We start from the raw sequence: 11,181 nt of genomic DNA on the forward strand, positions 1-11,181 counted from the left end.
TTATCTCAGCCACTCGCGAATGCGTGGGCGGTCGCAATCGTTAGCCATTTTGTTGAAGGCGGCAGTGAAGCCCAATGCCGAAAACCGGACCACGTGTTTCGCTTTCCCGTTCATTCCAGTGCCCCGGATCACAACCTCTTTTCCGCGACGAATGGCCCGCACGATGTCGGCAGAGGCGAAACCATTGCGTAGATCGACAGGCCGAACGCGGCCGTCTTCGATATGCAGCCGGATCTTGCGGCCATCGACAGTGGCCGTGATTGGAAAGTCATTGTTGAATCGATTGGGTGTCACGAAATCAAAGAAAAGCGAATTCCCACGCGCCGAGGGGTCGGCGTGGATCTCCATCCGTGGCACTGTGTAGGTCCTGAACCCCTTGTTTTGCTTGGCGAAACTTACGATGGCACAAGTTTGGTTTTCGCCATCATCATAACTGATCCAGTCTTCAAACCGCTTGAATCCCGGTTCACGGCGAAGGTTCTTGCGCTTGGGCTTGAAGGTTTCCGCCTTCAATCGCGCGGCAAGGTCCGCGTTCAAATACCGTGATGGTTCCATCTGCCGTTCCGCGGCATACCGCGCCAGCATATCCCGTTCAGCGTCCGTCATGGCACCCCGGCCCACATCCACCGCATCCGAGTATTTCTGGTGCAGAACCCAACGGATATGGCGGATCTCTCGCGGCTTCAGGCCCAGTGCTTTTTCCTCTTCAAGGCTGCCAATTTCGCTGGGCTTGAACGGCCCACCCTTGGCGTCGCATTCCTCGGCCAAGATTGTGGCAACTTCGGGCATAGACAGCGTGTGATAGCTGGACGAGTGGAACTCTTCGTTCGCATCTCGGCCTGTCAGGTGGAACAGCACGGGCTTGTCGGGATTTTTACCCAAGCTCGTCCAAAGCGGCTCATCCTCAAGGTCTTTTGGCCGGACCTCGTCGATGCCCTCGAAATTCTGGCGTTGATTGCGATGAACCAGTTGAAGCAGGTTCCAGTCATCCGGCCGCTCGACACCAAGCGATACCAGCCCGCGTTTGCCCGAACTTGCATAGCTCGCCACAAACTGAGGTGACGATTTTGACGTCCGTTCTGTCGGCTCAAAAACCACCGAGCAATTGCCCTTTTTGTTCTTGATCACCGAATAATCGGTGTCCGCCTGCGCGCTCGAGGCCAAGGCCAACACCGCCCCAATCCCCCCAAGAAGCGCAGACCACCGGGACCGTCGATACCGTAGGCCCGAAAACTGAGATCTGGTCATGTCGTGATCCATCCCTTCGTGAATTAATTTCTTACAATTAACCGCAGCATAGCCCCTGCCCCGCGCAAGTTTCAAAGATTCATCCAAGAAATTTGTCCGTTTTCAAATAATTTAGTCCTCTGGTGCCGGGCCACGCTGTGCTTTACCACCGATGCCAAGAACCCAAAGGACACAAATGCCTCTGAAACTCGACACATTGGCGAGCCTTGCTACGCTGAACGCGGATGACATCATCGACGTACGCGCGCCATCCGAATTTGCCGAGGATCACATCCCCGGCGCCATCAACCTGCCCGCGCTCAGCGACGCGGAACGAGCGCGTGTGGGCACGATCTATGTGCAGGACAGCCCGTTTAAGGCGCGCAAGATCGGGGCAGCTTTGGTGGCGCGAAACGTGGCCAGCCATTTGGAAACCGTGCTGGCCGAGCATCCGGGCAGCTGGAAACCCGTGGTCTATTGCTGGCGGGGCGGGCAACGGTCTGGCTCGGTCGTGTCGATCCTGTCGCAAATCGGTTGGCGCGCCCAGCAGCTTGCAGGCGGGTACAAAACCTATCGCCGCTTGGTGAAGGCGCTGCTTTATGACGATCCGCTGCCGCACCCGTTGGTGTTGATCGACGGAGGCACAGGCACCGCCAAGACCCGGTTGTTGCAGGCGCTAAACAAGGCGGGTGCGCAGGTGCTGGACCTTGAAGCCATGGCCAGCCATCGCGGGTCTCTGTTCGGGTTGGTTGGCCAAGCGCAGCCAAGTCAGAAATGGTTCGAAAGCCAGTTGGCGATGGCGCTTTGCCGGTTCGACCCGACCCAACCCGTCTTTGTCGAGGCCGAGAGCAACAAGATCGGTCGCCTGATCGTTCCGCCCAGCCTGTGGCAAAAGATGATCCGCGCAGATCGGTTTGCGTTGTCTGCCCCCTTGCCCGCCCGTGCGGCACATCTGGCACGCGATTATACGGACGTGATCGAAGATCCTGCGCGGCTGTCGGACATCTTGGACCAGCTCGTTCCTTATCATGGGCGCGAACAGGTGGGCCTGTGGCATGGGCTGGCGCGCGACGGTGACATGCAGACCTTGGCGGCAGGGCTGATCGAAACTCATTATGATCCACGCTATCGTCGCATCACCCGCAAGGACGCGCCGAAACCCATGCATATTGCGTTACCCGACTTGTCGGACGAGACCTTGAACGCCACCGCTGCAGACCTGATCCTACGAACGAAAACAATCACCTAGCGGCAGCAAATACCCGGCGCTCCGCTTTCCAGCCGCCCGACAAGGAAAGCACCACGCCCTTCTGCGGTGAAGGCATCCATGGCCTCTTGCACGGCCTGTTCCGGCACCGCCGCCAGAAACCCACCAGCCGTCTGAGGGTCATGCAACAACACGGCCTTAGGGCCGTCTGCACCGACGACCGGAGCGGCCATTTCGTTCGCGGCGTGGATGGTTGAACGGATGCCGTCAGCGGCCAGTGCCTCAGCCCCCGAGTGGGTCGGGATGGCGGCCAAATTCAGCTCGGCTGCAACGCCCGAGGCGCGGCAAATTGCCATCAAGTGCCCGGCAAGCCCAAAGCCCGTCACGTCTGTCATGGCCGTTGCAAAGGGGCGCAAGATCCGCGCCTCATCCCCTTGCGAGCGCGCCATATTTTGCATCAGCCGCACCACATCGCGCCCATCGGCGCGCCCCTGCATCTCGCCCGCCAATATCGTGCCCGAGCCGATGGGGCGGGTCAGGATCAGACAATCCCCCGGCCGCGCGCCTGCGGTGGTCAAAGCCTGCGCCCCCTCTGGCAGCTCGCCGGTCATGGAAACGCCGATGGTCATCTCGGCCCCCATGCTGGAATGGCCGCCGATCAAGGCGACCTGTTCGTCGGCAAGAAAATCCGAAACCTGCATCAGCACTTCGTCCATGGTGCGGGACTGAAGCGCGGTGCTCATCCGGGTTAATATGACCGACAGCATTGCGGTTTTCGGCTGCGCACCCATCGCCCAGATGTCGCCCATGGCGTGATTTACAGCAATCCGTGCAAGCACCCCATGATCATCCGTAAACGCGCGCAGATGGTCGGTGGTCAGCACCTGTCGCACGCCCCCCACCTGCAGCACAGCGGCATCGTCGCCCGGCCCGGTCAGAACCTTGTCTGGCAGAGCTAGATCCAGCTTGGACAAAGCGTCAGTCAGGTTGTCCGGCGCGATTTTCGACCCGCATCCCCCACACAACGGCAGCACATCCGCCTCACCCTCGCCCAAAGCGCGTTCACCGAGGAATGGCGTGGGCGTCATGGTTGGGAGGTCTCGGAATTTCTGCATGAATTTTTGGTCGATATGGTTCTTCCAGCGCCACAAGCCGGGCAAGGTGACTGCACGGCCCCATTTCTCGGCCAAGGCACGTTTGTCGCCCATCGAAATCAGTTTCAGATAGTCATCTTGCGGCTTGAAAGGGCGCAGGGTGCCGCCCGTCAAGGACGCGCGCAGGTTATGAGCCAGCACCGGTGCTGCGCGCACGGCGAAAACACCTGCCTTTGGGCGCGGGTCGGGCAGCTCGGCGCAGTCGCCGACCGCGAACAGCCCCTCACAACCTTGCACCTGAAAACTGGGATCGACTGGGATAAACCCGTCCGTGGTCAAGGGCAGCGGTGTGTCTTGCAACCAGCCATGCGCAAATGCGCCCGCCGTACCGACCGTGAAGCAGCTGTCCAGCTCGGTCCCGTCCGCAAGCTCCACATGATCCGCCGCGATCCGCGCGACCGAGGCATTGACGTGCAGCCCCACCCCCAAACCATCCAGCGCCGCCCGCAACGGAGCCCGCGCCGCCTTGGCGCGCGCTGTAATGTCAGGCCCGGCTTCGATCAAATGCACCTTCGTGTCGGATTTAGCCCTAAGCGCATGTGCCATTGCCAGCGCCAATTCCACCCCAGCCACGCCCGCTCCGATCACCGCCACATGCGGTGCGGCTTCCCCTGCGCGGGCAGTTTGCAAAAATGCCTGCCACCGGGTTGCATAAACGTCCAGCGGCTTGGCCCCACAGGCATGTTCGGCGAACCCGGGAATGTCCGGCATCTGCGCGTGGATACCCACATCAATGGACGCGATGTCATAGCCGATCTGCCGCCCGTCCTCGACCGTGACGGTTTTGGCCGCAGGATCAATGGCGGTGGCATGGCCTATCACCAGCCGCGCGCCAGCAAACCGCGCCAATTTCACAAGGTCGATATCAAGTGCATCGCGCGTATAATGCCCAGCAATATGACCCGGCAACATGCCCGAATAGGGCGCGGTCGGGGCCGGGTTGATCAACGTAAGACGCGCGCCGGGCAATGGCTTCATCCCCCATTGACGCAGCACAAGTGCGTGGGCGTGACCGCCTCCAATCAGCACAAGATCTTTGGTCAGCACAGGCAGGGCTTGCATGATGGATCACCTTTGAAACGACACCCAAGGCGATATCCGAACATGCGCAGATTGGCCACCACCCAGCCCATCACAAGGGCGCGACAGATCAGCCGGAAAACAACAGCCACCAGACAATCAGGCGCCTGTGTCAACAGAACGCCCCATGCACATGGTAATTTTTATGATGCGCAGGGCTCACAAACGAAGAAAAGGACTAGATTGGTGGATAACTGGCAATCTTAAGGTTATTAGCACAATCAACACGAGAAACGATTCCCCACTTAATCCAGTGCTATTACCCAAGAAACCAAAATGGCGGTGCTGCCAGACGACTTCGAACCAGTCTCTGGTTAGACAGTGAAACTACCCCTTGTTCCGCAATGAGACCGCGCACACGGCTAGAGCAGCGGCGCGATTCCGCTTGAAATTGGATCTGGCGCAAAGGTTACGTTCCGAGTTGAAGAGGTTGTAGATTGAAGCGTAAACGGAGCCAAACTTCTGCAAATTTCGCATGCGCCTGAACTTGCTCCCTCGGCACGCAGGTGAAGACCTGTTGTTTTCTGTAGACTGACTGATTGCTTCAAGGGTGCTTCCAACCGATCACGAACAACGATTGGCAGTTCTCAGGACGCAAATTAACACCCTTAGGACGCCTGCTATGGGCCGCCCTTGAAGACGGCCCGTTTCATTAGATTTCAATGGTCTCAGCTATTGCTAGCGCGTCCTCCAACTCGACGCCTAGATACCGGACGGTGCTATCCATCTTGGTGTGGCCCAGCAACAGTTGAACCGCCCGCAAGTTGCCAGTCTTTTTGTAGATCTGGGTCACCTTTGTTCGCCTCAGAGAATGCGTGCCATATTCGCTCACCTCCAGACCGATAGATGTGACCCCATCGAGGACGATCCGCGCATACTGGCGTGTCGAGATATGCAGGCGTTCGTGGAAGCGGCCAGGCCAAAGGTACTCGGAACCGATCATCAGCTCGTCTTCTATCCACTTCTCGACCGAGGCTCGAGTGCATTCTGAAATCTCGAAACGCACCGGTTTCTGGGTTTTGCTTTGCAGAACGGAAGCGCGCTCTTTGATTTGGCCCGACGCCATGACATCGACGACTTTCATCTTCACCAGGTCACAGCCGCGCAGCTTGCTGTCAATCGCCATGTTGAAGATTGCGAGGTCGCGATGGTTTTCTGCCAATTCAAGTCGAACACGGATTGCCAAGACATGCTTTGGCTTCAGTGGCCGTTTCTGACCGACAATGCGGCCTTTGTTCCATGCAGGGCGACGTACTCGAATGGCTGGTAAGTTTGGTGTTTCCATGACTGATCCTCCGATCCTCCATGCCCGCCCACAACGACAACCCGACGTTGACGAGGAACCATATCACGGGTTTGCTGCGCTGCCTCCGATGGCGGTAGTGAGCCCAATTTGACCGATGCTGCACGGGCGACAAATGTCGGCTTTCCTGATGTGGACGCTTCGCTCAGAATGCTCTCCGCGGCATCAATGCATCCATTCCAGGAATTCGAAAACTACCAGATCGATGTCGGGAAAGGGAGCACCGTTACCCCAAAAGAGAATGCCGTCTGTGACACCCCCAAACGTATCGATGCATCCTGATCGTTTTTCTATTGGCCGGCAGCGGCGGGCTTGATAACTGTCGAACTTTCAGGTCGCACCACAAAGTACCAAACCCACCAAACCAAGAGCGCCTGAAGAGGAACACGAACCAGGAGGTATACTGGCCCCCAAGCATGGCCACCCATGCCGGTGTGATTAAGCGCGGCATAGATATTCGCTGGGAAGAACCCAATGAGCACAGCGATGGCAGCGAAACCAGCCACCCGTCGGCTTGCGGGATGCAAAAGCGCTCCTGCAATTGCCATCTCAAGCACACCGGTTGCGAAGACTAGGGTCGTCGCAAAAGGAACGAAGGGCGGAAGCATCTGTGTCATGGCTTCAGTCTCAACGTAATGGCCGGTGCCAAAGAATGCGAAGGCGAGCGCAATACCGATCGTGCCGCCCAAATGCAACTTCCTGGCGCGGCTGCTGAGCCATGTTGCCATGAGAGGGAGGAAAAGGAGAGAGAGGACGATCATCGGTGTAATCATGTGTCAGGTTCCAATTTTGAAGCGAATAGGGGGGTGATGAGGCTTTGAGCCGAGAGGCAAATGTTCGCGGCGGAAGGCTCGTGGCCTTACTGCCAAGCGTTAGAAGCAGCAGCGCCAAGGCGGACAAGGCTGCCGCAAGCGAGAAGGGCATTCCGGCATTCCAGGTCCCGCCTGAAGGGTATTCAAGCCGATTGGCAAACAGTTGCGTCATAACCGGAAAGGCGATCAAGGAGGCAAGCGCCGCAATGCTTGCGAAAGTACCCTGCAGTTCTCCTTGCCGGGTTTGGTCGACTTTTACCGAGCTTTCGCTGATGATCGCTGTCGCGGCGATCCCGCGGAACGCAAAGAGCGGAAGTAGCGCCCAGGTGATCCAATTGGACTGGATCCAGACCAGCGCTAGAAACCCAATGGTTCCCGTAAGAATCGCCAACCGGGCGGTGTGTAGGTTGCCCATCCAGTTAGTAAGGCGGCCCAGCAGAACAGCTTGGAATAGCGCATAGTAAAGCCCCATCAGGCCCAAGCTTAGTCCGATCATTGTGCTGTCCCAGCCAAACCGAACAGCCCCGAAATAAACCCAGACTGCCGGGAAGACGAAGCCGGCGAATGCATCGAAGAAGAAGACAGCGAAGAGGAGCGTTGATGTGCCCGCCGCGCGCCGCAGCAGAGGGGCAAGCGGATTGACAATGCCCCAGGAGATCGGACGCCGATCCTCCTCAGACATTGACTCGTGCAGGACCTTCAGCGTGCCCAATAGGGCCAACAGGGAAAGGACAGACGCAGCCACGAATGGTGCGCGCGGGCCTATCAAGCCCAACAGCCCTCCGACAAAGGGTCCCTTAACAAAACCAATGCCTGCGGCTGCCCCAACGATCCCGAAGGATTTGGCGCGGTCTTGTTCGGAAGATCGGTCGGCGAGATAGGCGTTCGCAACCGAGACGGTCGCTGAGCTTGCGCCAGAGAGCATTCGGCCGATGAAGATCATCCAGAGATGCGGCGCCATCGCCATAAGTAGGTAATCGGCAGCAGCGAGCCCAAGCGATCCGATAAGCACTGGGCGGCGGCCGAACCTGTCGGACAGCGCGCCCAGAATTGGGCTGAAGACAAACTGCATTGCGGCGAATACCAAAGATAGATAGCCGCCGATCGCTGCTGCGTTTGCAATCGAACCGTCGCCGAGTTCCGATAGCAATTCGGGCATCACGGGCACGATGAGCCCGAGCCCCATCGAATTCAGCATGGCGATCAGGCAGATCACCATGGTGGGTTGGTCGACCTTACGAAACATGGCCTGCTCCAGCGGTTTGAGAATTGGCGGGCGCGAGCGTCCTGCTTGTGCGCCAGAAAAGGACCAGGACGGTCAGGGCGAGCAGTAGGGCGTCACCTACGGCCCATGCGAGCCAAAGACCCATCTCACCCAGAGCAAGCGGCAGAACGAAGATCATCGGGATGACAAAGAGATAAGGCTTTGACAGGCCGAGCAGGATCGACGTCCGCGCCTTGCCGATGGCTTGGAAATGCGCGCTTACGATCATCAATGGCCCGGTCAGGACAAATGTCAGGAAGACAAGTGGCAAGATGCCCGTCAGCTCCGCCGCAACGGCAGGATCATCGACGAACAGGAGGCCGAGCTGTTCGGCGAAGAGGAACAGCCCCAACTGTATCGTTGCGCCATAGGCGAGCGCGGCAACGACCGCGATGCGCAGGCTCGTGCCGACACGGCACGTGAGCCCTGCGCCATAATTGTTGCCGGTGATCGACTGCATGGCTTGGCTCAACCCCAAGAGGGGCAGAAACGCAAAGGTCTGGACCCGCGTAACGATGCCGTAGGCCGAGACGGTGTCGGCGTAGGTATCGATAGCAAACCCTTGCAGCACAGTGATGATTGACAGCGACGCGATCGAAACGCTCAGAAGGCCCAAACTATGCGAAGCCCCAAGTGCAAGGATGCTGCGCCATGTCGCAAGAAGCCGACCGACGATGACGTCCGTTGGCGACAGGGTCGTGGCCTTGGAAAGGCCAAACGCGTAGATGATCCCCAGGCCCAAAGCCTGTGCCGCGGCCGTACCAAGGGCAGAACCTGCCACACCGAGGCCCATCCCGACGATAAAGGCATAGTTGAAGCCGATATTCGCCGCCGACACGATCAAGCTCATCCCGGTCATAAAGCGGATACGGCCCTGGTTCTGCAGGGCCCGGGTGTTGAGCGCGAGCAGGAATGTAAGCGGAGCGGACAGGACAGTGATTTTCAGGTAGGGCATGGCCAGAACGACGAGCGAGACATCGCCGTCAGCCGCCAGGCGCACGGATGCTTCGCCAAAAAGCGAGAAGAGCACGAGCAGCCCAAGGCTCAGCACCAGCAAAAGGCCATGCGCCTCGGTGAAGACCTTGCGTGCACGATCCCATCTGCCGGCGCCAAGGTGCCGCGCCATTAAGCTCGAACACCCAGCGGATACAAGCGACGAAAGCGCGACGACACCCATGTAAAACGGGAAGATCAGCGTCACAGCGGCCAAGGCTTCCGCCCCCACGAAACGGCCGAGAAACCACGCATCGGCTATGGCAATGAAGCCATGCACCGCAAGGAGCATGATGATCGGAAAGGCCGTGCGAAGGTACAGTACAACCAGAGGCCTTTCGAGAAATGGGTTTTGTGGAGCGCCGTTCACGGTGATGGGCTTTCAGTCTGGTCCTCGCACCCATCGCCAATGCGAACGATGTTGAACCCTTCATCCGTCGTTGGCGCCTTAAAGTAGCTTGTGACTTCGAGGAACTGAGCGTCTGTCACCGTGAAAGGATGGGTCCCAGCGGTATTGCGCGCGTGGAGCCGCTCCAGGCAGACCTCGTCCGAGACGTCGAGGAAATGAAGGGTGTGGGGAACGCCGGTGGTCTCGAGGATGTCCTTGAACCAGCGGCGCTGGCCAGGTGTATTTGCCGGGAAATCCAGAACGACCGACATGCCAGAGGCAAGTAGCGCTTCCACATGTGGGCCCATGGCGCCTTGGAGCTTCGACGAGCACCGAACGTAATCTTCGACAGACTGTAGTTCGCTTGAGAAGAGAGCGCCAAGCCAAGTGTCCTCGGCGATGATGACGGTTTCCGGTTGGCTGCCGAGGCGAGCCGCGAGTGTTGACTTGCCCGCAGCGATCTTACCGCAAAGGATGTGTAAAGTAGGCTGGTGGGCATGCATAGGCTTGGTCTCCTGGTTCGACATACCTCTAGCCTGGCATTTAAATTTGGAAAATTGCAGGAATCTCTTCATCTGCTATACGCAGATGTATGAACTGGCAGGCTGTTTCATTCGACTGGAACCAAGTGCGCGCCTTCCTCGTAATCGCCGAGGAAGGGTCATTCAGCGCAGCCGCGCGTGTGCTTAAAACCAGCCAACCAACCATGAGCCGGCAGATCGGTTCCTTGGAGGAAACTCTTGGTGTTACCTTATTTGAGCGGAGTGTCAGGGGTCTCACGCTGACTGAAACTGGTCGGGACCTCATCGACCATGTCCGTGTGATGGGGGAAGCGGCCACGTTGATCTCGATGGTCGCCGAAGGGAATTCGCAAGATATCATAGGAGCGGTTACTGTCACCTGTACCGATCTGATGTCCACGACCATTCTGCCCCGCGTGCTCAAGCCGCTGCGCGAGACCGCGCCGGGCATTCAGGTCCGCGTGCTTGCCTCTCGCAAGGTGGAGGATTTGACGGACCGCGCGGCCGACATCGCGATCCGACATGTTAGACCAGATCAACCCGATCTTATCGCGCGGCGTTTGGGGGATTTCAGTTCCAATCTCTATGCTGCGTCGAGCTACTTGGACCGTGTAGGCCGCCCGTGCAACCTAAGTGAAATTGCTGACTATGAATTCATCGGGAATTCCGACCCCGAACAGCTCATTGCCCGACTCAATCACATAGGGCTTCCAGTTCGACCGGAGCGCTTCGTGATTTCGAACGCGAATGGCGTGGTCGCATGGGAGCACGTCAAAGCGGGTTACGGTGTGGCGTTGCTACCAGAGGCGATCGGCGATGCGGAGCCGACTGTCGAAAAGGTCCTTGCTGATTGCCCGTCTCTGTCGTCACCGGTATGGCTTGTCACACACAGGGAACTGCAGACGAGCCGGCGTATCCGGATTGTTTTTGATACGCTGGCACAAGAGCTTGGCGAGCGGTTATCGCGCCGGACCAGAAATGGTTAACACGGCCTAAAGAAACAGGCTGGAGCCGCAAATAAAGCTGGAAGGTGCTGTCAGACGAATTCGAACTCGTCTCAAATGCCAGCTGCTCCAACTTCTAGCAAGCAAACAAATTGCACCAATCGGTTAACGATTGGACGCGGAGTTCTTTAAATCTGATACGGGTCTCGAGGTGACGTTGGTGGCTAAACTGATTGAAAATGGCGGCGTGGATTGACGTGAATTTCTGCAGACTTCGCATCGATCGGA

Annotated in this window: 10 protein-coding genes; 3 read left to right on the forward strand and 7 right to left on the reverse strand. The window is 58.2% G+C overall.

Features of this window, described 5'->3' with window-relative positions; genetic code table 11:
- Entirely contained in the window at nt 1-1,248 is a 1,248-nt protein-coding gene (locus ACXAH3_RS05910; protein WP_474861119.1) for an invasion associated locus B family protein, read from the reverse strand.
- Nucleotides 1,249-1,423: 175 nt separating this feature from the next.
- Between ACXAH3_RS05910 and mnmH the strand changes: the two genes are divergently transcribed.
- Nucleotides 1,424-2,476: a tRNA 2-selenouridine(34) synthase MnmH gene (gene mnmH, locus ACXAH3_RS05915; RefSeq protein ID WP_474861120.1), complete on the forward strand. Its 1,053-nt coding sequence runs from the start codon at nt 1,424-1,426 to the stop codon at nt 2,474-2,476.
- Here the strand turns inward: mnmH and selD are convergent.
- Together selD and ACXAH3_RS05925 are read right to left on the reverse strand one after the other, a co-directional pair.
- Complete coding sequence (gene selD / locus ACXAH3_RS05920; RefSeq protein WP_474861121.1) at nt 2,473-4,650, reverse strand: selenide, water dikinase SelD; 2,178 nt, start codon at nt 4,648-4,650, stop codon at nt 2,473-2,475. The genes mnmH and selD overlap by 4 nt on opposite strands.
- A 670-nt stretch (nt 4,651-5,320) precedes the next feature.
- On the reverse strand, nt 5,321-5,953 hold the full coding sequence (locus tag ACXAH3_RS05925) for a tyrosine-type recombinase/integrase (protein ID WP_474861122.1): 633 nt from the start codon (nt 5,951-5,953) through the stop codon (nt 5,321-5,323).
- Between the two features lie 108 nt (nt 5,954-6,061).
- Here ACXAH3_RS05925 and ACXAH3_RS05930 point away from each other — a divergent pair, with 108 nt between their 5' ends.
- On the forward strand, nt 6,062-6,253 hold the full coding sequence (locus ACXAH3_RS05930; RefSeq protein WP_474861123.1) for a hypothetical protein: 192 nt from the start codon (nt 6,062-6,064) through the stop codon (nt 6,251-6,253).
- Between the two features lie 8 nt (nt 6,254-6,261).
- Here the strand turns inward: ACXAH3_RS05930 and ACXAH3_RS05935 are convergent, their stop codons facing one another.
- From ACXAH3_RS05935 to ACXAH3_RS05950, 4 genes are read right to left on the reverse strand one after another with little or no spacing between them, the layout of a single operon-like run.
- A complete protein-coding gene (locus ACXAH3_RS05935; protein ID WP_474861124.1) occupies nt 6,262-6,588 on the reverse strand; it encodes a DoxX family protein in 327 nt (108 codons plus the stop codon).
- Nucleotides 6,589-6,598: 10 nt separating this feature from the next.
- Entirely contained in the window at nt 6,599-8,029 is a 1,431-nt protein-coding gene (locus ACXAH3_RS05940; RefSeq protein WP_474861125.1) for an MFS transporter, read from the reverse strand.
- Complete coding sequence (locus ACXAH3_RS05945) at nt 8,019-9,410, reverse strand: MATE family efflux transporter (RefSeq protein ID WP_474861126.1); 1,392 nt, start codon at nt 9,408-9,410, stop codon at nt 8,019-8,021. Before ACXAH3_RS05945 ends, ACXAH3_RS05940 begins: the two co-directional genes overlap by 11 nt.
- Nucleotides 9,407-9,955, reverse strand: coding sequence for a P-loop nucleotide/nucleoside kinase family protein (locus ACXAH3_RS05950; protein WP_474861127.1), 549 nt, complete (start codon nt 9,953-9,955; stop codon nt 9,407-9,409). Before ACXAH3_RS05950 ends, ACXAH3_RS05945 begins: the two co-directional genes overlap by 4 nt.
- A gap of 65 nt (nt 9,956-10,020) precedes the next feature.
- On the opposite strand from ACXAH3_RS05950, the gene ACXAH3_RS05955 reads away from it, so the two are divergent.
- The gene (locus ACXAH3_RS05955) at nt 10,021-10,935 is read left to right on the forward strand and encodes a LysR family transcriptional regulator (RefSeq protein ID WP_474861128.1); all 915 of its coding nucleotides are present in this window, start codon (nt 10,021-10,023) and stop codon (nt 10,933-10,935) included.
- The last annotated feature ends 246 nt before the right edge of the window (nt 10,936-11,181 follow it).

The sequence above is a fragment of the Aliiroseovarius sp. ABM4_368 genome (assembly GCF_056161205.1).

Bases quoted from the DNA above. Each gene is read 5' to 3' on its own strand.
- ACXAH3_RS05955 (WP_474861128.1), top strand. From the start codon at position 10,021: ATGAACTGGCAGGCTGTTTCATTCGACTGGAACCAAGTGCGCGCCTTC.
- ACXAH3_RS05910 (WP_474861119.1), bottom strand. From the start codon at position 1,248: ATGACCAGATCTCAGTTTTCGGGCCTACGGTATCGACGGTCCCGGTGG.
- ACXAH3_RS05925 (WP_474861122.1), bottom strand. From the start codon at position 5,953: ATGGAAACACCAAACTTACCAGCCATTCGAGTACGTCGCCCTGCATGG.
- ACXAH3_RS05940 (WP_474861125.1), bottom strand. From the start codon at position 8,029: ATGTTTCGTAAGGTCGACCAACCCACCATGGTGATCTGCCTGATCGCC.
- ACXAH3_RS05950 (WP_474861127.1), bottom strand. From the start codon at position 9,955: ATGTCGAACCAGGAGACCAAGCCTATGCATGCCCACCAGCCTACTTTA.
- mnmH (WP_474861120.1), top strand. From the start codon at position 1,424: ATGCCTCTGAAACTCGACACATTGGCGAGCCTTGCTACGCTGAACGCG.
- selD (WP_474861121.1), bottom strand. From the start codon at position 4,650: ATGCAAGCCCTGCCTGTGCTGACCAAAGATCTTGTGCTGATTGGAGGC.
- ACXAH3_RS05935 (WP_474861124.1), bottom strand. From the start codon at position 6,588: ATGACACAGATGCTTCCGCCCTTCGTTCCTTTTGCGACGACCCTAGTC.